Source organism: Parapedobacter luteus, assembly GCF_900168055.1.
GTDB classification, from domain to species: domain Bacteria; phylum Bacteroidota; class Bacteroidia; order Sphingobacteriales; family Sphingobacteriaceae; genus Parapedobacter; species Parapedobacter luteus.
Genome location: NZ_FUYS01000002.1, coordinates 381,413 through 404,390, shown reverse-complemented (window position 1 = coordinate 404,390; position 22,978 = coordinate 381,413). Strand labels below are relative to the sequence as shown.

22 protein-coding genes are annotated in these 22,978 nt (G+C 48.6%); 9 read left to right on the top strand and 13 right to left on the bottom strand.

Going from position 1 to position 22,978, the window contains the following annotated elements:
* Positions 1-77 precede the first annotated feature (77 nt).
* The 4 genes from plsY to B5X72_RS04895 all read right to left on the bottom strand — a co-directional run bounded on the left by plsY (position 78) and on the right by B5X72_RS04895 (position 2,534).
* Positions 78-725, bottom strand: coding sequence for a glycerol-3-phosphate 1-O-acyltransferase PlsY (plsY, locus tag B5X72_RS04910; RefSeq protein ID WP_079715713.1), 648 nt, complete (start codon positions 723-725; stop codon positions 78-80).
* Between the two features lie 45 nt (positions 726-770).
* On the bottom strand, positions 771-1,631 hold the full coding sequence (gene nadC / locus B5X72_RS04905; RefSeq protein ID WP_079716017.1) for a carboxylating nicotinate-nucleotide diphosphorylase: 861 nt from the start codon (positions 1,629-1,631) through the stop codon (positions 771-773).
* Positions 1,632-1,773: 142 nt separating this feature from the next.
* The gene (locus B5X72_RS04900) at positions 1,774-2,127 is read right to left on the bottom strand and encodes a DUF4783 domain-containing protein (RefSeq protein ID WP_079715712.1); all 354 of its coding nucleotides are present in this window, start codon (positions 2,125-2,127) and stop codon (positions 1,774-1,776) included.
* Between the two features lie 113 nt (positions 2,128-2,240).
* Positions 2,241-2,534: a hypothetical protein gene (locus B5X72_RS04895; protein ID WP_139378537.1), complete on the bottom strand. Its 294-nt coding sequence runs from the start codon at positions 2,532-2,534 to the stop codon at positions 2,241-2,243.
* Between B5X72_RS04895 and gpmI the strand changes: the two genes are divergently transcribed.
* Both gpmI and B5X72_RS04885 read left to right on the top strand, forming a co-directional pair.
* Entirely contained in the window at positions 2,506-4,035 is a 1,530-nt protein-coding gene (gene gpmI / locus B5X72_RS04890) for a 2,3-bisphosphoglycerate-independent phosphoglycerate mutase (RefSeq protein ID WP_139378536.1), read from the top strand. The two genes, B5X72_RS04895 and gpmI, sit on opposite strands and share 29 nt — an antisense overlap.
* A 6-nt stretch (positions 4,036-4,041) precedes the next feature.
* Positions 4,042-4,596: a hypothetical protein gene (locus B5X72_RS04885; protein ID WP_079715709.1), complete on the top strand. Its 555-nt coding sequence runs from the start codon at positions 4,042-4,044 to the stop codon at positions 4,594-4,596.
* Positions 4,597-4,673: 77 nt separating this feature from the next.
* Here the strand turns inward: B5X72_RS04885 and B5X72_RS04880 are convergent, their stop codons facing one another.
* Entirely contained in the window at positions 4,674-5,348 is a 675-nt protein-coding gene (locus tag B5X72_RS04880; protein WP_079715708.1) for a tetratricopeptide repeat protein, read from the bottom strand.
* 437 nt (positions 5,349-5,785) lie between these two features.
* Here B5X72_RS04880 and lon point away from each other — a divergent pair, with 437 nt between their 5' ends.
* Genes lon through B5X72_RS04865 form a run of 3 tightly spaced genes read left to right on the top strand, consistent with a single transcriptional unit; the run spans position 5,786 to position 10,186 of the window.
* Positions 5,786-8,245 (top strand): endopeptidase La, encoded by a 2,460-nt coding sequence (lon, locus tag B5X72_RS04875; protein ID WP_079715707.1) that lies wholly within the window; start codon positions 5,786-5,788, stop codon positions 8,243-8,245.
* 51 nt (positions 8,246-8,296) lie between these two features.
* Positions 8,297-9,583 (top strand): hemolysin family protein, encoded by a 1,287-nt coding sequence (locus B5X72_RS04870; protein ID WP_079715706.1) that lies wholly within the window; start codon positions 8,297-8,299, stop codon positions 9,581-9,583.
* A gap of 48 nt (positions 9,584-9,631) precedes the next feature.
* On the top strand, positions 9,632-10,186 hold the full coding sequence (locus B5X72_RS04865; RefSeq protein WP_317043101.1) for an NADPH-dependent FMN reductase: 555 nt from the start codon (positions 9,632-9,634) through the stop codon (positions 10,184-10,186).
* 14 nt (positions 10,187-10,200) lie between these two features.
* Here the strand turns inward: B5X72_RS04865 and pyrF are convergent, their stop codons facing one another.
* Positions 10,201-11,034, bottom strand: coding sequence for an orotidine-5'-phosphate decarboxylase (gene pyrF, locus B5X72_RS04860; protein WP_079715705.1), 834 nt, complete (start codon positions 11,032-11,034; stop codon positions 10,201-10,203).
* An 85-nt stretch (positions 11,035-11,119) separates the two neighbouring features.
* Here pyrF and B5X72_RS04855 point away from each other — a divergent pair, with 85 nt between their 5' ends.
* On the top strand, positions 11,120-12,100 hold the full coding sequence (locus B5X72_RS04855) for a 2-hydroxyacid dehydrogenase (protein WP_245826831.1): 981 nt from the start codon (positions 11,120-11,122) through the stop codon (positions 12,098-12,100).
* Positions 12,101-12,125: 25 nt separating this feature from the next.
* Here the strand turns inward: B5X72_RS04855 and B5X72_RS04850 are convergent, their stop codons facing one another.
* The 5 genes from B5X72_RS04850 to proS all read right to left on the bottom strand — a co-directional run bounded on the left by B5X72_RS04850 (position 12,126) and on the right by proS (position 17,123).
* A complete protein-coding gene (locus B5X72_RS04850) occupies positions 12,126-12,722 on the bottom strand; it encodes a TlpA family protein disulfide reductase (RefSeq protein WP_079715704.1) in 597 nt (198 codons plus the stop codon).
* A gap of 22 nt (positions 12,723-12,744) precedes the next feature.
* On the bottom strand, positions 12,745-13,614 hold the full coding sequence (locus B5X72_RS04845) for a TIGR02757 family protein (RefSeq protein ID WP_079715703.1): 870 nt from the start codon (positions 13,612-13,614) through the stop codon (positions 12,745-12,747).
* Entirely contained in the window at positions 13,614-14,759 is a 1,146-nt protein-coding gene (locus B5X72_RS04840) for a cystathionine gamma-synthase (protein ID WP_079716014.1), read from the bottom strand. The genes B5X72_RS04845 and B5X72_RS04840 overlap by 1 nt, the downstream gene beginning before the upstream one ends.
* A gap of 87 nt (positions 14,760-14,846) precedes the next feature.
* Entirely contained in the window at positions 14,847-15,644 is a 798-nt protein-coding gene (locus tag B5X72_RS04835) for a 2-dehydropantoate 2-reductase N-terminal domain-containing protein (RefSeq protein ID WP_079715702.1), read from the bottom strand.
* Positions 15,645-15,650: 6 nt separating this feature from the next.
* On the bottom strand, positions 15,651-17,123 hold the full coding sequence (gene proS, locus B5X72_RS04830) for a proline--tRNA ligase (RefSeq protein ID WP_079715701.1): 1,473 nt from the start codon (positions 17,121-17,123) through the stop codon (positions 15,651-15,653).
* A 204-nt stretch (positions 17,124-17,327) separates the two neighbouring features.
* Between proS and B5X72_RS04820 the strand changes: the two genes are divergently transcribed.
* Both B5X72_RS04820 and B5X72_RS04815 read left to right on the top strand, forming a co-directional pair.
* The gene (locus B5X72_RS04820; protein WP_079715699.1) at positions 17,328-18,485 is read left to right on the top strand and encodes a hypothetical protein; all 1,158 of its coding nucleotides are present in this window, start codon (positions 17,328-17,330) and stop codon (positions 18,483-18,485) included.
* Between the two features lie 109 nt (positions 18,486-18,594).
* Positions 18,595-20,136, top strand: a complete 1,542-nt coding sequence (locus tag B5X72_RS04815) for an OmpP1/FadL family transporter (protein ID WP_079715698.1) — start codon at positions 18,595-18,597, stop codon at positions 20,134-20,136.
* Positions 20,137-20,271: 135 nt separating this feature from the next.
* Here B5X72_RS04815 and B5X72_RS04810 read toward each other — a convergent pair whose 3' ends face one another.
* Together B5X72_RS04810 and B5X72_RS04805 are read right to left on the bottom strand one after the other, a co-directional pair.
* On the bottom strand, positions 20,272-20,751 hold the full coding sequence (locus tag B5X72_RS04810) for a Dps family protein (protein WP_079715697.1): 480 nt from the start codon (positions 20,749-20,751) through the stop codon (positions 20,272-20,274).
* 59 nt (positions 20,752-20,810) lie between these two features.
* Positions 20,811-22,169: an NfeD family protein gene (locus tag B5X72_RS04805; protein ID WP_079715696.1), complete on the bottom strand. Its 1,359-nt coding sequence runs from the start codon at positions 22,167-22,169 to the stop codon at positions 20,811-20,813.
* Positions 22,170-22,207: 38 nt separating this feature from the next.
* Between B5X72_RS04805 and B5X72_RS04800 the strand changes: the two genes are divergently transcribed.
* Positions 22,208-22,963 (top strand): DUF4905 domain-containing protein, encoded by a 756-nt coding sequence (locus tag B5X72_RS04800; RefSeq protein ID WP_079715695.1) that lies wholly within the window; start codon positions 22,208-22,210, stop codon positions 22,961-22,963.
* The last annotated feature ends 15 nt before the right edge of the window (positions 22,964-22,978 follow it).

Below are 22,978 nucleotides of genomic sequence, written 5' to 3'. Positions count from 1 at the left end.
CGTTCAAATTTAACACTGTTCGATTGACGATCCTTGTTATGCCAAACAGCAATATACATGCCGAATTGCCGCACAGACTATGTACTGCGTTTTCGGAACAAATAAACTTTTGATTCCTTGCCTTTCAGCAACCGTTCGATATTTTTCTGATGGGTAATTAAAATCAACACGCAGATGCACATCCCATATAGCAAAACCGACTTGACCGACGTATGGAACAAAAAGACGATACTAAACGGAAAGGCAAATCCCGCCGTGATAGAGCTTAATGATACATAATGCGTAAGAAGCAGCATAATGATGAAAACGGACACACAGACCAGCGCCGCCTGAAAATGGACTGCTAATATCATCCCAAATAATGTAGCGACTCCCTTGCCGCCCCTGAAGCCCGCAAAAACAGGAAAAAGGTGCCCCAGTACCGCTATGACACCCAACGCCAGCTGATAGTTGACAAATTGGGCTGCCGCTTGTGGACCGGTGACGGATGGCCCGATAAAATAAGCGAGATTGGTGGCCGTCCAGCCCTTTAGGATATCGATAAACATAACGGCTGCACCGGCCTTGGTGCCTAATACCCGGAACGTGTTGGTTGCTCCTGCATTGCCACTTCCATATTCCCGTACATCTACGCCGTAAAACGACTGGCCTAACCATACGGCTGTGGGAATAGAACCGAATAGATAGGCTAACACGACTGCCCCGACTAAATAAATCGATATCATGAACCGCAAGTTAACGAAAAAGACGCAAAAAACAACATCTACCTATTACTCGATAAGTTTGGCTTTTAAACTCATGTCCAAGCTTTTGACCGAATGGGTAAGTGCACCTATGGAAATGTAATCCACACCGGCATCTGCATACTGACGGACCGTTTCTTCTGTAATACCCCCCGAGGCCTCGGTCACAAACCGGCCGTCAATGCGTGTCACCGCTTCCCGTACCTGGTCGGGGCTGAAATTATCCAGCATAATCCGATCAACACCCCCGACATTCAGCGCTTCGGCTACTTCGTCAAGATTCCGGACTTCGACTTCAATGGCAGTGGGCTTGTCCAGGGTTTTCCGGTATTGGTTTGCATGCTCGATGGCTTGCTTGATGCCGCCTGCATAGTCTACATGGTTGTCTTTAATCAGAATCATATCATAGAGACCGAATCGATGGTTGACCCCGCCGCCTAAGGATACCGCCTTTTTCTCTAAAAATCGCATCAAGGGCGTTGTCTTGCGGGTGTCCAATACCTTGGTTGGCGTGCCAGCCAGGGCCACCGCAATCCGATGGGTAGCCGTAGCAATACCACTCATGCGCTGCATGATATTTAATACCAGCCTTTCTGCCATCAGAATACTGTGAATGCTGCCCTGTACCTGCAAGACAACATCGCCGACTTGCACCTCGTGCCCGTCTTCAAGAAAGACCGATACGTGCAACCCCTGATCCACTTGGTCGAACACCGCAAGCGCTTCCTCTACGCCCGCCAACACGCCCCGCTCCTTGATAATTAATTGCGCCTCTCCGATTTTCCCCGGGGGGATAATTGATAGCGTTGTATGGTCGCCCTCCCCGACATCTTCAGCAAGTGCAGCCTCGATGAATCGGCGCAGCCTGTCCTTTTCTTCTTGAGTCATTCGATATAGCATCAAAACCATTTATACCTGTCATAAGCGATGGCTATCCAGGTATACAAACATTCAAGCATTTGGTTAAAAACGCTGCTAAGATGGCTATTAAAAATAAAATAATGCGAATAAAAGTAAAATTAGGCAATGGTTAGTAAACGGATTCAACACGGAACTCCGTTACCTGAAAGGTATTTTCATTGTTTGTCAACTTATACGAAACCCGGTAGGTATCCTTGGAGGTTTCCAGGTTGAGCACAACATACCTGAAGCTGGGGTTGGAATCCAGCCTATGGGCCATTTTCACCCCCGTAGGTGTATTTCTGCCAAAAAAATCGCGCAGGATAATCTCGGCCTGAACCCGCGAATAAATGCCCTCGTCATTCAGCAGGGTCATACTTACCGTGGAAGAAAAATATTTGGAGAGTTCCTTCGTATTGGCGCTTCGGATACATGAGGCAATATCATCGATTACATCGCTGACATGGGCGAGGCTCGACACCATAAATAAGCACGTTATCCCCGTAATCGTTGCCCTTCTTATTAATCTGTTTCCCTTTACTTCCACCGTAATTGTTTATTCAAGCGTGTTGTTTGCTAATTGGCAATATTAAAACTTTAATGTATAAGAAAGTGTAGCATTTTTTCTACAAAAGGCATTTTAAACCACCAATGCTCTTTCTGGGGTATCATTAGCCAAAAACATGCCATTTTTTCCGGAAAGTCATTTGCGGCTACGCGGCTTTCGCCCCATTTTTTCACAGCAATGGGATTATATTTTCCCGATAAAAGTTTTCTCGGCGGCAGGGCGCTATCGGTCATATTGCTTTTATGAACGCGATTATAATTGCATATAAAAGCAACTTTGTCTAAGTTTGTTGCTGTGAATACGAATAAAAAAGTAGCGCTCATAATCTTAGATGGTTTAGGTTATGGCAAAGAGGATCAGTCAAATGCTGTGTTAGCGGCAAATACACCTTTTTTGGATGAACTATTATCCCGCTATCCGCATGCTAAATTAGAGGCTTCCGGCGAAGCGGTTGGCCTTCCTGAAGGCCAAATGGGAAATTCGGAAGTTGGCCACATGAATTTGGGGGCCGGAAGAATCGTCTACCAAGAGCTTGGAAGGATACATAAGGCCGTCAGAGAGGGGGAGTTTGAACGAAACCAGCTCCTTCAGGAGGCTTTTGCATACGCCAAAAACAATGGCAAGCATGTGCACTTCATCGGTTTACTGTCTGATGGTGGTGTGCATGCGCACACCTTACACCTGAAAGGCTTGTGTGATGCTGCAAAACATGCGGGACTTGGCAATGACCAGGTATTTATCCACGCCTTTTTGGATGGACGGGATACCGACCCGCATTCCGGTGTTGGCTACCTGACTAACATGGAACAGTTTCTTTCGTCGAGTACAGGGCAGCTGGCTTCGGCGATTGGCCGATACTATGCGATGGACCGCGACAACCGCTGGGAACGTGTAAAACAGGCATATGACTTGTTGGTGCATGGCATTGGGACATCTACGCAGGACTTGGCGAAGGCCGTACAGCAATCCTATGAAGCGGGTGTCACCGATGAATTCGTTAAGCCAATCGTCAAGACCGACGCCTATGGCACTCCGCTTACGACGATCAAAAATGGCGACATCGTGGTATGTTTCAATTTCCGTACGGACCGGGGGCGTGAGATCACGATGGCACTTACGCAACGGGCCTTTCCGGAACAGGGTATGCATCCGCTTCAATTGCGCTACCTCACCATGACTACTTATGACGAGACATTTAAGAATGTTCAGGTGCTCTTTCTCAAAGATAACCTCGTCAATACCCTGGGCGAAGTGCTCGAAGCGAACAATAAAACTCAAACGCGCATCGCCGAAACCGAGAAATATCCGCACGTCACTTTCTTTTTCTCCGGTGGCCGCGAGCAGGTGTTCAACGGTGAAAACCGCATACTCATCCCTTCGCCCAAGGTTGCGACGTATGACCTGCAGCCCGAGATGAGCGCACAAGGCGTCGCCGATGCGATATGTGATGATATCGTCACACACAAACCGGATTTTATCTGCCTCAACTTTGCCAACCCCGATATGGTGGGGCACACCGGCGTATTCAACGCGGTAGTCAAAGCGGTGGAAACCGTGGATGGCTGCGCCAGGCAGGTTGTGGAATGCGGGCTTAAAGCTGGTTACTCATTCATTATCATTGCTGACCATGGCAATGCTGAATTTATGATCAACGATGACGGTTCGGTCAATACGGCGCACACGACAAACCTTGTCCCCTGTATATTGATTGACAACGACTACAAGTCCGTGTCTGACGGCAAGCTCGGCGATATCGCACCTACGATACTAACGATGATGGGGCTGCCTATTCCTGCGGAAATGACGGGAACGATATTGGTTTAGTGGCGCATGGTTCAACGTAATCGGATATTCAGCGCAAGCCTCCTTTGCGCATTTTCGGTGTGGGTAATATCCTGTACTGGGTCTGCCGACGTCCAGTCCGACAGCCAAACAAGCCCTTATTTCGGCCTGGAAGCGTATTTCAACAGCGAGGCAACGCGGCTGCAGGAACGTGCACCGACGGTTACAAAAACCGTATCGAAAAACGGCGAAACAGAAACTCATGATGTCCGGATTGGTAATTGGCAAAATGAACTGGCATTGTTTATCGAGTCTGACATCAACAAGCCGGCTTGGCAGCATAGCTATCAAGTGGACAGTACAGCGTCTTTGCTGACTTATACCGCCATCGACCCGGACTTGCGCACTGAACAGATTACGGTGGAAAAAGATACGAATGGCCACATCAAACGTATCCGGATTGTCAATAAGGTACAAAATATGCTTTACCAGACTGGCGAGCAACTTGACTATTATCCTGATTCGCTATATCGAATCATCAGAAAACAACGGGTACAGATCATTGGTGAAAGCAATTACGCCGTGAGTGCCTTTATCCGCTAAAGGGACAGGATTCCAACTAAAAAGGCTTTGCGGTACCGCAAAGCCTTTTCTACGTTTTGTTTCGACAGCCAATCTTTTTACTTCAGGTTATCCCGGTAAACTTTTGCTTTCTTGATCTCCGTTTGGATATCCTTCTTACCCGGCGTCATGCTCAAAACCTGTTCGAAATCAGCGATGCTCTTGTCATAGGCGTCAATCGCCTTGTCCTTATCGTAATTGGCCATGCCTGAGGTACCCCGCAGGATGCCCAAATCACGATAAGCAATCCCCCTGTTTTGGTAATACTTGGCATCAGCGGCATTCAATTCGATGGCTTTGGTGTAATCCGCGATAGCGGCGTTCAACATTTTTTCCCGATTGCTGGAGCTGATTTTTGTGTCGATCTGCACAGCCAAAATGTTGTTAGCTTTACCACGATAATAGTATGCCGACTCGTGATCGGGGCGCAACTGCACCACTTTACCAAAAGATTCCAACGCCTTCCTATAGTCTCCGATTTGGTACTGCGAATATCCCAACATATACATGACATCCGGATCTCCCGACTCGGCCGGCATTGCCTTTTGCAAATGGCTGGCAGCCGCTTTGAAATCCCCGTCAATCAGGGCTTTCTGTCCTAAACGAACATTAGGATTGCTGGGCGCCGTTTCGGTAGTCTGAGCCTGCGCTACCAGCACTGCAAAACATAATGCTGCACCCGAAACAACACGGTTAAGCCCGCTAAAAAAATTGTTTAATTTGTTTCTTTTCATCACATTTAAATTACAAAAATCCTTTCTGCCTTTCTACGATATCCTCCTAAAGCGGCTTTCCGCCATCTAATGGTACAATTTCCATGCTACAAACATAATTATTATTATACTCAAATACAATTTGCGTCACACAACTTCCCAAATGAAATTTAAAACATAAAACTCTAAAAGGTCCATTTTATTATTTATCAAAAATAGTTTTTATATATTAGCAAATGTGGTGCGTAGCATACAACTAAGCTATCCTGTTCCTACAGCTGACTTTTTTTCAGTAAACGTGTCTTGATGATACAACTTAACATGGAATTATCAGAAAAGTTTGCTATTGGCATAACCATTGCACATACATATACATCACGAGATAAAGATAGATTAAACAAGCACAATAGATAGGGACTGCCAATGTGGCGCCTATATAAAAAGAACAAAAAATATTCATGAGTAATTTCGATCCATTTGACTTTAATCAGGCAATACCTATCATAAATGAAGACACCGAATTCTTCCCATTGTTAAGCCAGCAAGATGAAGATGAGATGAGCAACGCCGATCTTCCTGAATCGCTTTCAATCCTGCCTCTGCGCAATACGGTATTATTCCCCGGTGTGGTTATTCCCATTACAGTGGGCAGGGACAAGTCCATAAAGTTGGTAAAGGACGCTTATAAAGGCGATCGCATCATCGGCGTTGTGTCGCAACAAAACATGGCGATCGAGGACCCAACGTTTGACCAGCTAAACAAGGTAGGCACAGTGGCCATGATCATCAAAATATTGCAGATGCCTGATGGCAACACAACGGTAATCATCCAGGGAAAGCAGCGTTTCAGACTAAGCGATCAGATTCAAAGCGATCCGTATATCAAAGCCTTTATTGAACGCTTTGAAGAAAAAAAACACAAAGCGACCAGGGAGTTCAATGCCCTGCTCTCTTCCATCAAGGAGATGGCGCTGCAAATTATCCAGCTGTCGCCGCATATTCCCAGCGAGGCGGGTATCGCTATAAAAAACATTGAAAGCCCAGCGTTCTTGATTAATTTTATTTCCTCCAACCTCAACGCAGACCTGTCTTTCAAACAGCAATTGCTGGAAATGGCTGATTTGGAAAAGCGTGCTTCAAAGGTGCTGGAACAGCTCAATGTTGAGCTTCAATTACTGGAACTTAAAACACAGATACAGAACAAAGTAAGAGGCGATTTAGATAAGCAGCAACGCGATTATTTCCTCAATCAACAGCTGAAGACCATCCAGGAAGAATTAGGGGGTAACACGCCTGATTTGGAGATGGAAGACCTGCGGAAACGCGCAAAGTCGAAAAAGTGGTCTAAGGAAGTCGATGAGCACTTTAATAAGGAACTGGACAAACTGGCCCGCATCAATCCGGCTGCCGCGGATTATTCCGTACAGGTCAATTACCTCGAACTCCTCCTTGAGCTACCGTGGAATGACTTCACCAAAGATAATTTTGACTTGCACCGGGCCCGACGCGTTCTGGACCGGGATCATTACGGCTTAGATAAAGTCAAACAACGGATTATCGAGTACTTGGCGGTGCTGAAACTCAAACGAAACATGAAGGCTCCAATCCTCTGCCTCGTGGGCCCTCCGGGGGTGGGAAAAACATCCTTGGGCAAATCCATCGCTAAGGCATTGGGACGTAAATATACCCGTATGGCGCTCGGCGGCATCCGTGATGAGGCCGAAATCAGGGGGCATCGAAAAACCTATATCGGTGCCATGCCGGGAAGGATCATCCAGTCACTCAAAAAGGCAGGGGCTTCCAACCCCGTATTTGTACTGGACGAGATTGACAAAGTAGGCAGCGACTTCCGCGGCGATCCTTCTTCTGCATTGCTGGAAGTGCTCGATCCAGAGCAGAACAACGCTTTTTATGACCATTATGTGGAGTTGGACTATGATTTGTCAAACGTGATGTTTATCGCTACGGCCAACTCATTGACCAACATACAACCGGCACTTCTTGACCGGATGGAAATCATTGAGGTCAATGGCTATACGATTGAAGAAAAGATCGAAATCGCCAAAAAGCACTTAATACCGAAGCAACGGGAACTGCATGGGCTGCAACCCAAGGATGTGGCCATCCGACCCAAGGTCATCGAAAAAATCATCGACGAGTATACCCGCGAGTCTGGTGTGCGGGGATTGGAAAAGAAAATCGGATCGATCGTACGTGGAATCGCTACCCACGTGGTGATGGAGGACCCGCTACCGAAGCAAATCGATGCCGCGACCGTAGAGCAGATCCTTGGCGCCCCCATATTCGACAAGGAGTTTTATGAAAGTAATGAAGTGGCTGGAGTCGTGACCGGACTCGCGTGGACCCAAGTTGGGGGTGACATCCTGTACATCGAGTCAAGCTTAAGTCCTGGAAAAGGGAAATTGACCTTGACCGGCAACCTGGGCGATGTAATGAAGGAATCAGCCAGCATTGCCATGGCCTATCTTCGTGCAAATGCCGACGAATTTGGCATCGACTATGGCGTGTTCGATAAGTGGGATGTACACATACACGTACCTGCCGGCGCCACGCCGAAAGATGGACCGTCAGCCGGCATCACGATGCTTACAGCGTTGGCCTCCAGCTTTACGCAACGCAAGGTGAAAGAGAAGCTGGCCATGACTGGTGAAATCACACTTCGTGGAAAAGTGCTTCCGGTAGGCGGCATAAAAGAAAAAATATTGGCTGCCAAACGGGCCGATATCAAAGAGGTGATACTCTCGAAAGCCAATAAAAAGGACGTGCTTGAAATTAAGGAAGATTATATCAAGGATCTGACGTTTCACTATGTTACCGAAATGCATGAAGTGGTTAACCTGGCGCTGCTGAAGCAACAAGTAAAAAAACCAAAGAAACTGGTCTTGGATGAAGCGTAGCGCTGTATTCCTTGACTTTTGTTTATGTAAATTAATTGTTATCTTAGCTTCATGCTTACAGAGTCGCTGATTATCTTGGCGTTGATTCTATTAAACGGTGTGTTTTCGGCTTCCGAAATAGCTATTGTATCAAGCCGTAAGGCTCGTTTACAGGTACTGGCTGATAAAAAAAGTGCGGCGGCTAAACAAGTGCTTAAGCTTAAGGACTCGCCAAACCGATTTCTTTCTACCGTGCAAATCGGCATCACGCTCATTGGAATCCTCACCGGTATTTTCGGCGGAGCGACCATAGCCCAGCGTCTCGACGTTTACCTTTCGGAAATTTCCTGGCTCAGTGGATACAGCGCTCAACTATCCGTGTTGATAGTAGTCGTCATCATCACGTTTCTCACATTGGTGCTTGGTGAGTTGGTGCCCAAACGCGTTGGTCTTGCCATCCCGGAAAAGTATGCCATGATAATGGCCTTTCCCATGGACATTCTCAGCAAGGTGGTAGCACCGTTTGTGTGGCTGCTTAGCGCAACCACCGACGGGATTGTCAAGTTGCTCAACATCAAGACATCCCAAAATGCGGTAACGGAAGAAGAAATAAAAGCACTGGTGGATGAAGGTGCCGACATCGGTGCCATTGAACACATTGAACACGAAATTGTGGACCGCGTATTTAGTCTGGGAGATAAGCGCGCCGTCAACTTGATGACACACCGAAGCAATATTGTGTGGCTGGATATCGACGACGAATACGAGGAACATAAACGAACCATTCTGGAGAGTGGCCATACTGTTTATCCGGTATGTAAAGACAGCCTGGACAACATTATCGGTGTCGTGCACATCAAATTTTTGCTAAAACAATACCTTATTGATCAACCCATTAACCTCATGCAGCTGACGCAACCCGTCAATTATGTCCACGAAAACAGTTCAGCTTATAGCATCCTCAATAAATTTAAAGCATCCAAGATCCACCAAGCCGTCGTGCTTGATGAATATGGGTCGCTGCAAGGTATCGTGACCATTAATGATATCCTAAGCAGCCTGGTCGGCGATATATCCAACAGCGATACCGCTGAAAGGCCCGAAATCGTCAGACGTGAGGACGGTAGCATGCTTATTGATGGACAGTACCAACTGGACAACCTGTTTACCTTGTTGAACATTACAACAGATGACGAAGACAATGGGCTTGGCAATATCAATACCATAGCCGGACTCGTCTTGCTTAAACTTGGGCGTATGCCTATCACAGGTGAACGGATGCAGTGGAAAAATTATGAGTTTGAAGTCATAGATATGGATGGCAACCGCATTGACAAAGTATTGGTAACCTCGCTATAAATAACGAAAACCGCAAACATTTTCGGCACATAAACGCTTATAGCTATTATGATGGCTTATAATATTGCAGTTTATGTAGGAAGCCTCAGAAAGGCTTCATTTAGTCGGAAAATGGCGAAAGCGCTGATAGCGCTCGCCCCCGAGTCACTCCAATTGGAAATCATGGACATCAGCAAGTTGCCGATGTATAACGAAGATCTTGATGAATCACCGCCGGAAGAATGGGTCCTGTTTCGTAAGCAGCTCAAAGATTGCGACGGTATCCTGTTTGTTACACCTGAATATAATCGGACGATACCCGGTGTGTTGAAAAATGCGCTAGACGTTGGTTCTCGTCCGTACGGCGAAAGCTCTTGGGATGGCAAACCGGCCGCCGTGGTCAGTGTCTCCCCCAGTGCTATCGGTGCCTTCGGCGCAAATCATCACCTGAGACAGGCATTGGCGTACCTTAATGTACCTGCCATGGCGCAACCCGAAGCGTATGTCGGCCATGCAAACGAACTTTTTGACGAGGATGGAAGCCTTACGAACGCCGCTACCATAGAGTTTCTACGTGACTTCATGCGTGCTTTCGCCGATTGGGTGGCTACCATCAAGGGTTGAGCTACGGCAAATGGTTACAGCACACCGCTTGCCAGCAACTCACGTTCCATTTCTTGCTGCAAGGCCAGTGCCTCCCGTCTTGCCTGCTCGGCAAAGTCAAGGCCGTTGGACGCATAGATGATAGAACGTGTGGCATTCACCAGCAACCCGCAGTCGGCATTCATGCCATATTTGCACACATCGCGCAGGCTACCGCCCTGCGCCCCCACGCCGGGCACCAGCAGGAAATGGTCTGGTGCATGTTTGCGGATGGTTGCAAAGGCTTCGCCTCGCGTAGCCCCGACAACATACATGAGGTTGCCGGTATCGCCCCAGGTATTGGTTTTTTGAATGACCCGCTCGAAAAGCTGCACCCCCTGCTCGTCCGCAATCGTTTGGAAATCCAGCCCCCCTGCATTGGAGGTAAGCGCCAGAACGATTCCCCATTTGCCTTCAAACCCGAGAAAAGGCTGCACCGAATCGTGCCCCATATACGGCGCAATGGTAATGGCATCAAAGCCAAGCCCCGATGTCCCCTGATCAAAAAATGCCTGCGCATAACGCTTGGCCGTATTGCCGATGTCCCCACGCTTAGCATCAGCGATGCGAAGGCAATCTTTAGGCAATGCTTCCCACGTTTTTTGCAGGCTTTTCCAGCCAGCTACTCCCCTCCTCTCATAAAACGCTATATTGGGCTTGTATGCCACGCATAAATCCGCCGTCGCGGCAATGATCTGCCGATTGAATTCAAAAACCGGATCTTCACTGTCCAGCAAGTGCGGCGGAATCAAATCGATATCGGTATCGAGGCCTATGCAAAGAAAGGATCGCTTAGTCTTGATTTGTCGGATAAGTTCGTGGCGGGTCATGCTATACGGTTTTTTTAATTGCGCAAACCTAAAAGAAAAATCGCTGCTAAAAAATAAAAACCTTATATTTATCGTCAGATATCTCATGATGAACATCTTCATAACCCGAGAAGTCCCGGCAATCATCAAACAATCATTGACCGATCAGGGCCATAGGCTTTTTGAATGGACGGAAAAGCGCGATCTGACTCCCGATGAGCTCATCCAGTATGCAAAAGACAGCGATGCCTTATTTAGCGTAGGCGGGCATGCCATCGACAGCCATGTATTGGCGGCGTGCGACCACCTCCGCGTCATTGCACTGTGTAGCGTAGGCTATGACCATGTAGACGTGGCCACCGCCACCCGTTTGGGCATCCCAATCGGGAATACACCGGGCGTGCTGAGTAAAGCGACGGCCGACACGGCCTTTTTACTGATGCAAAATGTCGCCCGCAAGGCGATTCACAAACACAAGGAAATTCTGCGTGGCAATTGGGAATTTTTTGATCCAATGGTGGACCTCGGCATTGATTTACAAGGCAAAACATTGGGAATATACGGGCTGGGGCGCATCGGCTACGAGATGGCTAAGAGCTGCCGCTATGCCTTCAATATGCCCGTCATTTACCACAACAGAGGGCATAATGAAGAGGCCGAGCAGGATTTGGATGCACGTAGGGTATCATTTGAAGAACTGCTCGAGCAAAGTGATGTCCTCAGTGTACATGCCAACCTCAGTGACCAGACTCAAGGGATCTTCAACCGTGATGCGTTTTCCAGAATGAAGGCATCAGCGATTTTTATTAATACCGCGAGGGGTTCCATGCATAATGAAGAAGACCTCCGGACCGCCCTGGAAAATGGAGTGATTTGGGGTGCGGGCCTCGATGTCACGAACCCGGAGCCGATGGCACCCGATAATCCACTCCTGAATATGCCCAATGTGGCCATTTTACCGCATATAGGCTCGGCAACCGTTGAAACCCGGATGAAAATGATGCAGCTTACGGTAGAAAATGTACTCGCAGGTCTCCGCGGCGACAAACTCCCCTACTGTGTCAATCCGGAGGTCTATAACCACTAGCTACGCTTCATGGCATGGCCCATGGTTATTCGGCAGCCAGTTTCTGGATGAACTCGACGACCTCAGGGCGGCTGTAATCAGCCATCCCTTCATGGCGCGCCGCGACTTGCCCCTGCTTATCAAGGATAATGGTGGTTGGAATGGCATTGCCAAGCCAATCAGCCGGGATATTACCCGAAGGAATGTGCACAGGTAAGCTCAATTTTCTATCGACCATGAATTGCTTGGATTGCTCGTATTGATTATCCACATCGACCATGACAAAGACGACATGCTCATGATCCTTAAATTGCTGGTAAAGCTTGTCAATAGATGGCAGCTCGGCGATACAGGGGGGACACCAAGTGGCCCAAAAATTAATGAACACCACCTTACCCGATTGGTTGGCTACGTCGATGCGGGTACCTTCGCCATCCTTAAAAAAAACCGGTGGCCGCCCTGCTGCCGTCGACGGCGTTGGCTGTGCCACCGTGTCCGTACTATTGGCCAAATCCGGCTTGTATAAGCCGATTGCCATCAAGCCCCGACTTACCCACGCCTTTGCATCTGGGTTCAACAACAATACAACCATAAATAAACACAGCGTAAGCGTGATGACGGTGGATGTGCTAATCTTTTTCATTTGAATTCGTTATTCGTTTTTCTTATAACGCCCCTTCAACCCCAAGGCCAAATAAGGCAAAGTCATATTTTACGGGGTCTTCGGGGTCCAGCAATCGTAAGTTGTTGGTCAGCTCCATCGCTGTCTTCCAATCGGATTGGCGCCGTTGGATAAGCCCTAGTTTACGCGCGACCCGCTCGACATGCACATCACAGGGACAAATCAATTGGGAAGGCATGATCCGCCGCCACAAGCCGAAATCTACCCCTCGGTCGTCATGCCGCACCATCCAGCGCAAAAACATATTCAGCCGCTTACAGGCGGATTGCTGCAACGGCGAGCTGACGTGTTTCCGCGTGCGCAGCGGATAATCAGGCAAGCTGAAGAAATAGGCACGAAAATGATTCAAAGCCTCCTCCACTCCAAAATGATGGGTTTGCAGCGTGCCGAGATAGCAAACGGATGAAGCAAGCGCCGGACTTTCATGCGCCACTGTTTGAGGTTCCAAGTATTCGGCACGAAATTCCGTATCGGCCGCGTTGGGAGGCAGAAATGCGTTTTCCAATGAATCATGCATCGCATAGTGCGCCCGAAAAAAGCTGATGAAATATAGCAAATCGGTATCGTTGAATGTACGGTGTTTAAAACCGACCAATTGCTTCAGATCGCTTTCTTGATGGAGCCGCACGAAATCAAATGGTACGCCATCCATACGGGTAATCAGCTCCGTACACTTATTGATAATGGTCTTGCGCTGCCCCCAAGCCAGGACCGCCGCGAAAAACCCCATGATTTCGATATCCTGCTTCCGGGTAAACCGATGCGGAATACATATCGGGTCATCGGCAATAAATGCCGGCCGGTTGTATTCGTCCACCTTGCCGTCAAGAAAGCCCTTAACATCAAACGCCATTACTTAAGTGCCCCTTCTAAATCGGCCAACAAATCGTCAATATCCTCAATTCCCACACTGATGCGGATCAGGTTGTCTACTACCCCCACCCGCTCTCGGACTTCCTTTGGTATGGAGCCATGTGTCATTGTCGCGGGATGGTTGATGAGCGATTCCACACCGCCCAGCGACTCGGCTAAGGTAAACACTTTAAAGGATGACGCTACGGCAAACGTATCGGCAAGCGATGCATCTTTCAGCACAATGGATACCATGCCGCCGAAATCGCGCATTTGCCGCTTTGCAACAGCATGGCCTGGATGGTCTTCAAACCCTGGCCAATAGATTTTCGCTATCCGGGGATGTGTACGGAGGTATTTGGCTACCTGACGACCGTTTTCGCAATGTGACTGCATGCGCAAGTGCAGCGTCTTAATCCCCCGCAGTACCAAGAAGCTGTCCTGGGGGCCTGGTGTACCGCCACAGGCATTGTAATAAAAGAACAACTTGTCGTACAGCACCTTATCATTCACCACCAAGGCACCCATCACTACGTCCGAGTGCCCCCCGATGTACTTCGTCACGGAATGCATCACAATATCTGCCCCCAGATCCAACGGGTTTTGCAGATATGGCGAGGCAAAGGTATTATCGACAGCGAACAATACGCCGGCTGCTTTTGCCAGTTGTCCTATGGCCGCGATATCCGCCAATTTCAACGTTGGGTTGGTCGGTGTTTCAATCCATATCAAACGGGTTTGAGCCGTGATTTTCTCTTGGATTTGTAAAGGATCGGAGGTATCCACGAAATGAAATTTGACGCCATAACGCTCATATACTTTTGTGAACATCCGGTAAGAGCCTCCATAAAGGTCATCTCCCGTAATCACTTCATCCCCTGGCGCCAGCAGCTTCAGTACGGCCTCTGTCGCTGCCATCCCACTGGAAAATGCCAATCCATGACGTCCATTTTCCAATGCCGCAAGACAGTCTTCCAATGCCTTACGTGTCGGGTTAGTGCCCCTTGAATACTCATAACCTTTATGGTCGCCTGGCGCCGCCTGCCGATACGTCGACGTCTGATAGATGGGTGTCATTACTGCACCGGTTGTCGGATCAGCATGCTGCCCTGCGTGAATGGCCTTTGTTGCAAATTTATATCCCATGATAATCAATGAATCGATGAACAATAGTGGGGTAAAGTTATCAAACATTCACCGAAGAAACGAATCGGATGACGGCCAACATCGTGATCAGAATTGGAGCGGCGAACGATAGACAAACCGGTAACCGAGATCGGCTACCAACCGGTCAGGCAACACCATCTTTGCGGTCTTGTCGGCTTCCGAAAAAGCTGCCGGTAACCCATAACCGTATTTTGTTGCGGAAACGTCAATGACGTCTTTCTTTAGCGGATGTTCGGGGCAGACTACATTGTATGTCTTTCCTTGCGAACGCGCTGCCATCATGGCGCGGATGATGCCATAAACATCTTCAACATGCACGAAATTTGCCGTTTGATACCCTATCTCGCAGACCTTGCCGACAAAATACTTCGCCATGACGCGCTCCTGGCCAAAGAGCCCCCCCAACCGCAGGATATTTAAATCGGGAAAAGCCAAACGTAGCATCGATTCGCCCAGTAACAACTTGGGTTCCAATTCTTCGGCTGCGAATGTATCTTCAGCAATCCGAGCGTCGACCTTCGGATAAATACCCACCGATCCGAAAAACATGGATTGCCCGAACGAATGGGTCTCCAGGAAAACACGGAGGCGGAAAAACCGGCGTTCGACCACCTCCATAGTGTCCTTATGTGTGATAGGGACGCTGATGATAACCACGTCAAACACCGCCTCACGAATGCCTGCAACCTTATTTTCGATGTCGAAATTGGCGACGTGTGCCTTTAACCCCAGCTGTACCAACCGCGCGGCTTTGTCTTCGGATGTGCAGGTGGCCCACACTTGGTGCCCCCCATTGACCAAATGGGTGGCTACATAGGTACCCACCCATCCACATCCTATGATAAGAACCTTCTTTGCGGACATAGTCACCTAATACGCCCTCGCAAAAAGCACACGCTGCGTCGAAGGCTTCCCGGTACGTATACACACACCCGCTTCTTCTTTATTGGCCAACGGAATACAGCGGATCGTCGCTTTGGTTTCCTCCTTGATGAGCTTTTCGGTTTCGACAGTGCCATCCCAATGCGCAGACACAAAGCCGCCTTGCTCATCGAGTACCCGCTTAAACTCGTCATAGGTCTCTACCTCCACGGTATTCGCATCACGGAAACCCAATGCTTTTTCATAGATTGTGTGCTGGATAGTTTCCAGTAACTGTTCTATCCGGTCGGCCAATCCCGCTTGGGATACCGTTTCCTTGGTCTGGGTGTCACGACGTGCTATCTCCACCGTACCATTTTCCATGTCGCGTGTCCCTACGGCGATACGCACAGGCACACCTTTGAGTTCCCACTCGGCAAATTTAAATCCGGGCCGGTGTGTATCGCGGTCGTCATACTTGACGGAAATACCTTTGGATTTCAATTCGGCAATCAGCGTATCCGCCAATCCGCCTATCGTTTGCCGCTCTTCCTCATTTTTGTATATCGGCACGATGACCACCTGTATGGGTGCCAACTTAGGTGGCAGCACCAATCCTTGGTCATCGGAATGCGCCATAATCAACGCCCCCATCAGCCGGGTAGACACTCCCCATGACGTAGCCCAAACATAATCGAGCTTCCCGTCTTTGGCTGTAAATTTTACGTCAAACGCCTTGGCAAAATTCTGCCCCAAAAAATGAGATGTGCCCGCCTGCAGGGCTTTACCATCCTGCATCAGTGCCTCAATGCACAGTGTGTCCAAGGCTCCGGCAAACCGTTCGTTTTCTGTTTTGCGGCCTCGTACCACGGGCAGGGCCATCCAATTTTCGGCAAAGTCGGCATAAACTCCCAGCATTCGCGCTGTTTCTTCCATCGCTTCTTCACGTGTGGCGTGGGCGGTGTGGCCCTCTTGCCAAAGAAATTCGGCCGTACGAAGGAAAAGCCGGGTACGCATTTCCCAGCGAACAACGTTTGCCCATTGGTTGACCAAGATGGGCAAATCGCGATAGGACTCTATCCATCCCTTATAAGTATTCCAGATGATGGTTTCAGAAGTGGGGCGCACAATGAGCTCTTCTTCCAACTTTGCTTCTTCATCGACCACGATGTTGCCCGAACCGTCATTCTTTAAGCGGTAATGGGTCACCACGGCGCACTCTGTGGCGAACCCTTCAACATGCGAAGCTTCCTTGGAAAAAAAAGATTTTGGAATGAACAAAGGAAAATAAGCATTGCTATGCCCTGTATCTTTAAACATCTTATCGAGCGCCGCTTGCATCTTTTCCCAAATGGCATAGCCGTAAGGTTTTATCACCATGCATCCCCGCACCGCAGAGTGCTCAGCCAGGTCAGCCTTTACGACAAGTTCATTGTACCACTGGGAATAATCCGTTTTGCGACTTGTAATTCCTTTGCTCATAGTTGACTTTCTATAAAATTAGTGTAATTTTTGCAGATTGCAATACGTTTAACCGTAATGTACTGTTTAAATTTTGCCAAGCAAAGGTAGTCCCTTTTGGCAAATTTACCGAACAAAAAATGATCGGCGGATTAAACCAATCATACAAAATATCGTCTATACACATAAAAGCGAGGGCTTTAACCAAACGAAAGGATAATTGACATGAAGACCAATAGATTAGTAGTCAGCGTAATAACCTTAGCAAGCATTCTGCTTTTGGGTGCGTGCAGCACGTCGAGGCAGGTTGCATTCCGCGACGACGTCTATAATAATAATGCCCGGGCAGTGGAGGAAAGTTATCAAAGCCCGGATTATTATTATGATGAACGGGCTCAGCAGGATGAGCAACAAGCGGTAGCAGCGGACGGATATTATGAAGACGAGTATGCGGATGATGGCTATTACAATGATTATTATGCTGATGAGTACAGCGACAGTGAATATGCCAATCGGATAAACCGTTTTTATTATAATTCCCCCGGAATGAGCTATTATGACCCTTGGTTTGATCCATGGTTCGGATTCAATTCCTGGTACGGACCCGGATGGGGCATGGGCTGGGGTGGCGCCTGGAGTCTCGGTTTCGGCTGGGGTTGGGGTGGCTGGGGCCTCGGTTGGGGCAGCAGCTGGTATAACCCTTATTTCGGCGGTCATTGGGGCTGGGGTTCACCTTATTATGGCAGAGGCTTCGGGGGTCCCTATGCGTACAGCCGCTGGGGATGGGGCGGCTGGGGTGGCTATTATCCCGGTGCCGTTATTATTGACAACCGCACGAGAGGCACCCGCACGGCCTCGCGTTCGCGCATGGATGTCCGGACAGGCCGCTCAAGTAATGCCGTTGGATCATCCCGGACAGCGACCAGAACGGCGATTAGCCGTGATGCAAATGGCCGCATTTCCACTCGCACGGTAGCTACGAGAAGTGCAGGCGATGCGACCCGCACTTCGGTCACCCGTGGAGGTGCAACCTCTACCGTTAGAGGTACTCGGCCAAGCAGTACACGCAGTACCGGCAGCTCCGAAGGTATACGGAGTGGCCGTCCCGCCGGTCAGACTGCCCGGCCAGTAGGGACAACCACTCGTAGGCCTGCGGGGCAAAGTGCTCGCCCCGCTTCGACTACCCGTCCAACTGGGAGCAATGCCCGGCCTGCCCGCCCGGCTTCCTCTACACGTCCAAGTAGCGTAGCCCCCCGGTCATCCGGAAGCGGCAGCAGAGGTTCTTCCGTATCACCTCCATCCCGTTCTTCAGGTTCCGGCGGTGGCGTTAGCCGTGGTAGCAGTGGTAGCAGCAGCCGTGGAGGCGGAAGAGGCAGAGGTTAATCGTTATTCCATCAGAGCACGACAACAATATTATAAAAGACAGGTCAGCTACAATCTATACCAAAGGATTGGCTGACCTTCATTATACAAGTTTCAATGTACTAAACATATGATAAAGCCAAAAAGCATAATAGTCTTAGCGTCGTTATGGGGATGCGCATTTATCCCTGCCCAAGCGCAATCGTTGGATGAGTTTTTGCGGTTTTCACAACCCGAACAGGGCGCATCTGCGCGATTTAAGGCACTTGGAAATGCCCAAACGGCACTCGGTGGGGATCTCAGTTCGGTATCCGGAAATCCCGCCGGCCTCGGATTCTTCGGACAATCGGACATCGGCTTGTCTTTTGACTTCAGCAGCGATGTCAACAGCGCCTTATACTTTGGTACTAATAGCAGTAACAATGTCGATAAGTTTGCCATCAACCAAGCAGCTGCGGTCTTTCATATCCCCACCAGGAAAGTGCGCGGCAGCAACCTTTCGTCAGGCTGGCTCAACTTCAATGTCGGTATCGGCTATCACCGGACAAACAACTTTCATTCTACACTGGGATTTACCGGCGTAAACCATGAGAGCAGCTACGGTGACTTTATGGCGTTGGAAGATGGTTTCCTCCTTGGTGATATCGGTTGGCAGTTTGGCATGGTAGACGAAAATGCCAATGGCCAGTTGATTCCAATGACCGCGGTGGACAATGTACAAACCGCATACTACCGTGAGCAAGGACATCAATCCGAAACCAACCTTTCTTTCGGTGCTAACTATTCGAATCAATTCTACATCGGTGCAAGTGTGGGCTTCACCCGTATCAACAACCGTATGAACCGGCTGTTTATGGAAGATGGTGCCATCCTGGATTATGGTTATATTTATAGCCAAAACCCCGGCTCCCGTTTTGTGAATCCGAACCACAGTGACTACGGGATATACAACCCCCTCTTGGAATCGGCGTATGAATTTGACGACGAATACTGGTCAAACACTACCGGAAACGGATTTAATGCTAAGCTTGGTGTAATTTTCAAACCAGTCCCGCAAGTTCAGATCGGACTTTCGGCCACCACACCGACTTGGTATAGCCTCACCAACGATTATGAAGACTACTTCGGTATTACCAATTACCTGACAAACGGTTCGGATAATTTTGATGAAAACCCCGGTGATCCGGTATATTATGATTACAACCTGCGTACCCCTTACAAACTAAGCGGTGGCGTAGCCTATATCTTTGGCGAAGGGCTTTTGAGCGCCGACATTGACTACGTCGATTACGCTAGCATGTCGATGTCTTCGTCCGATGCGGTATATGACCGCGATTTCAATGATGGGATTGCGGCTACTTATGGTAGTGCCGTCAATTTCAGAATAGGCGGTGAGTACTTAATTGCTCCGCTATTGATGATCAGGGCTGGGTACGGCTATGCTGGCAGCCCGTACAAAGATGAAGGCATTGATTATAGTGGTCAAACGGTTTCCGGTGGCCTGGGCTATCGCATCAACAACGTCTACGTAGATTTGACTTACCAAAATTTCCAACGGAGTTACAACATGAGCCCTTATCTGTTAGACGACGCAGCTGGCTGGTATAGTCCGGTTGCCGAAGTAAAAAACCAGCGGCATAATGTGCTGTTATCCGTGGGCTTAAAGTTTTAGGAAACAGGGAATCATCCAAGCCAGTCCGATACTAACGGCGAAAGGCCTGTCCGAAATTTTTTGGACAGGCCTTTTCGATTTTGTGTCCCGGTTACCCGCAGACTGGGCGGCATCACCTATATGGAGAACCAGAGATCAAGCTTTATTCACAAAAGCGCGCAACATCCAGTTCTGTTTTTCGTTGAATTGCATAAACGCATTGATCATGTCATTAGTCCCCTCATCTTCTGCTTCCGAAGTAATTTCCAGCAAATCACGCTGCATGGCGATTAGCGCTTCCAAATCCTCGATGATAGCCTTGACCATGTCGACATCTTTCATCCCGATGGTATCTGCCTCCTTGAGTTCAGCGTTCTCTACATAATCCTTGAATGTGCTGAAGGGGGATTTACCCAGTGTAAGAATGCGCTCCGCCAACTCGTCAATGGTTGTCAGTGCATTGGTATACAATTCTTCGAACTTCGCATGCAACGTAAAGAAATGGTTCCCGCGGACATTCCAATGGCATCCGCGCAATTTCTGGTAATGAATATGATAGTTGGCTAATAAATCATTCAGGTGATCAACAACCGGCCTTAGTTTTTTCTCTTCTAGACTAATTACTTTTGGGTTCATGATGTTATAAGTTTATTTGTCTGTAAAACAGCGGAAGCTACAAAAAGTTTCCCATGTCATCATGGGGTGCGTTTCTTTCTGACAAAAAGATTATAGTTTTCATGCTTCTCCACATAAATATCTTCGCCGATATCAATGAAACCGTCCAACGCCACTGCATCGTACCACTTGCCTTCTATCTCGACCTTGCCGGATGGGCGGAGTACGGTCTTGGCTTTGCCCTCCTTGTCGACTAATGCGCTATTTTTCTGCGAAGAGGTGTATCCTTCCTGCGAACGTTGTTCGTCCTGCAATACCAGACGTTGGAAAGCACGGCTTCTCAACAGATTTTTGCCAAAAATAACCATCACGATGGTCGCCACCACCATAGAGGCGATGACCAATAAAAACGAATTGAACAGCATACCGGGCTCACCAATTGAAAAATCAAAATAATCGTTAACAACCATACTGAATGCCAACCCACATACCAGGCAGATAATACCCAATATACCCGCAACACCGAAGCCAGGGATTACAAATAACTCCAGTAATATGAGCACCAAGCCAGCTATAAACAACGCAATCTCCCAATTGTCGGCCAGCCCTTGAAGGTATAGCGGTGCAAAGAAAAGTACGGCTGCGATAATGGCAACAACCAATGCAAAGCCAATACCCGGGGTCTGCAGCTCAAAATAAATCCCACCGATAATGAGCAGCATCAGTATACCGCTAACCGCTGGATTGATAAGAAAGGCGATAATCCGGTCAATGGCTGTAATGCGATGCACCGTGATCTGCGGATCACGTATCCCCTCTGCGGCGAGCACTGCGTCTGCCGACGCAACTTCCGCTTCCGCCAGCCGGACGTCAACAGCTTCCGACGACGTCAGTGTAAGCACTTTACCGGCAGGTTTGATGTGGGGTAGATCCACATCTGGATCTACAAACGCTTCGGCGATCTTCGGATCACGGCCCTTGGCTTCGGCTGTTGCCCGCATCAGGCCCCGCATATAGGATTGGTGCTTTTCGGGGAGCACCTGCCCTGATTGATCAACGACACTCGCGGCACCAATGCTGGACCCCTTGCTCATGTAAATCCGGTCGGTAGCCAACGCTATCAGCGCGCCTGCCGAGGCAGCATTGTGGTTGATGAAAACCACCGTCTTAACCGACGAATCCAATATCCGAACACGGATGGAGTCCGCAAAATTGACCATCCCGCCAAATGTATTCATCTCGATAAGTACCAAATCCACTTTGGCCTGTTCCGCTTGGGCGAACGCATTTTTTACCGTTCGCCAGGCATTGGGACCGATATCTTCCTTTAGATCAAACCGGTAAACCTGTTGCGCCTGTACGGAAAAACTCACGAGTAACAGTCCAAAGAAGAATGACGCCAGCCCGAACAGTTTCTTTGTCTGCTTTTTTTTGCACATATCGTTCAAAACCTTATAATTTTGAGGGCTATTAATTAATGGATAAATATACATTAAAAACGGTATTCCAAAAAAGTTTTTTGGGACTCATTTGGCGCATTGAAGCCGATACGGCAAATGGTGTGCTTGCCATCGAAACCCGCAACCGGGATCAAGGAACCCCTTCATTCTCGGTAGTAGACTACACAACGGGCGTTTCGTTGATCCATGAAATACCCTATGGCGACCGCCATTGGACCTTAGCCGGGATTATTGAGGGTAAATTGATTGTTCGGGCGTTTGGCACGGACAGTCCCGACCATCCTGGCATCGCCTGCCTTGATGCCTTTACCGGTAACCTCCTGTGGGAACAGTTTAACTATACGTTGCTGGGTATCGCCAACCGGCAACTCATTGTCAGGCATCGCAGTTTTGCCGCCGGCTACGAACAATACCTCGCGCCATCCGACGGAAATTTAACACAATTTAACATTTCAATCGATAAACCTATTGGCTCTGCCGTAGTCTTACCCCGGACGTATACGGCAGACGTTCCTACGTTTCTGAAAAATTATGCGGTTTATGGCGATATTTTTTATTGCCAGGTGGGTTCAAAACATATCTGGGCTTTCCATGAAAAAGATGGACAGGCATTCCGTGTCAGACTGGTTGTATCCAGCGGACGAGCCATATTGGCGGATGTGGTTGTGTTAGCAAACCTGGTTAAAATGACACCGGAAGTTTTTTTTATGATTGATCAGTTGCTTTTCATCATCAGCGATAATAAACAGGAAATTGTTTCGTATTTAGTATAATTGCAACGAATTTTT

What these genes read in the sequence shown, in the direction of transcription:
- B5X72_RS04885 (WP_079715709.1), top strand. Translation starts at nt 4,042, where the DNA reads ATGGTTCAACGTAATCGGATATTCAGCGCAAGCCTCCTTTGCGCATTT.
- proS (WP_079715701.1), bottom strand. Translation starts at nt 17,123, where the DNA reads ATGAGCAAAGGAATTACAAGTCGCAAAACGGATTATTCCCAGTGGTAC.
- B5X72_RS04865 (WP_317043101.1), top strand. Translation starts at nt 9,632, where the DNA reads ATGATGGCTTATAATATTGCAGTTTATGTAGGAAGCCTCAGAAAGGCT.
- B5X72_RS04900 (WP_079715712.1), bottom strand. Translation starts at nt 2,127, where the DNA reads ATGGTGTCGAGCCTCGCCCATGTCAGCGATGTAATCGATGATATTGCC.
- B5X72_RS04855 (WP_245826831.1), top strand. Translation starts at nt 11,120, where the DNA reads ATGATGAACATCTTCATAACCCGAGAAGTCCCGGCAATCATCAAACAA.
- plsY (WP_079715713.1), bottom strand. Translation starts at nt 725, where the DNA reads ATGATATCGATTTATTTAGTCGGGGCAGTCGTGTTAGCCTATCTATTC.
- B5X72_RS04895 (WP_139378537.1), bottom strand. Translation starts at nt 2,534, where the DNA reads ATGAGCGCTACTTTTTTATTCGTATTCACAGCAACAAACTTAGACAAA.
- B5X72_RS04820 (WP_079715699.1), top strand. Translation starts at nt 17,328, where the DNA reads ATGAAGACCAATAGATTAGTAGTCAGCGTAATAACCTTAGCAAGCATT.
- pyrF (WP_079715705.1), bottom strand. Translation starts at nt 11,034, where the DNA reads ATGACCCGCCACGAACTTATCCGACAAATCAAGACTAAGCGATCCTTT.
- lon (WP_079715707.1), top strand. Translation starts at nt 5,786, where the DNA reads ATGAGTAATTTCGATCCATTTGACTTTAATCAGGCAATACCTATCATA.
- B5X72_RS04845 (WP_079715703.1), bottom strand. Translation starts at nt 13,614, where the DNA reads ATGGCGTTTGATGTTAAGGGCTTTCTTGACGGCAAGGTGGACGAATAC.
- B5X72_RS04815 (WP_079715698.1), top strand. Translation starts at nt 18,595, where the DNA reads ATGATAAAGCCAAAAAGCATAATAGTCTTAGCGTCGTTATGGGGATGC.
- B5X72_RS04810 (WP_079715697.1), bottom strand. Translation starts at nt 20,751, where the DNA reads ATGAACCCAAAAGTAATTAGTCTAGAAGAGAAAAAACTAAGGCCGGTT.
- B5X72_RS04800 (WP_079715695.1), top strand. Translation starts at nt 22,208, where the DNA reads ATGGATAAATATACATTAAAAACGGTATTCCAAAAAAGTTTTTTGGGA.
- B5X72_RS04870 (WP_079715706.1), top strand. Translation starts at nt 8,297, where the DNA reads ATGCTTACAGAGTCGCTGATTATCTTGGCGTTGATTCTATTAAACGGT.
- B5X72_RS04805 (WP_079715696.1), bottom strand. Translation starts at nt 22,169, where the DNA reads ATGTGCAAAAAAAAGCAGACAAAGAAACTGTTCGGGCTGGCGTCATTC.
- B5X72_RS04840 (WP_079716014.1), bottom strand. Translation starts at nt 14,759, where the DNA reads ATGGGATATAAATTTGCAACAAAGGCCATTCACGCAGGGCAGCATGCT.
- B5X72_RS04835 (WP_079715702.1), bottom strand. Translation starts at nt 15,644, where the DNA reads ATGTCCGCAAAGAAGGTTCTTATCATAGGATGTGGATGGGTGGGTACC.
- B5X72_RS04880 (WP_079715708.1), bottom strand. Translation starts at nt 5,348, where the DNA reads ATGAAAAGAAACAAATTAAACAATTTTTTTAGCGGGCTTAACCGTGTT.
- nadC (WP_079716017.1), bottom strand. Translation starts at nt 1,631, where the DNA reads ATGACTCAAGAAGAAAAGGACAGGCTGCGCCGATTCATCGAGGCTGCA.
- B5X72_RS04850 (WP_079715704.1), bottom strand. Translation starts at nt 12,722, where the DNA reads ATGAAAAAGATTAGCACATCCACCGTCATCACGCTTACGCTGTGTTTA.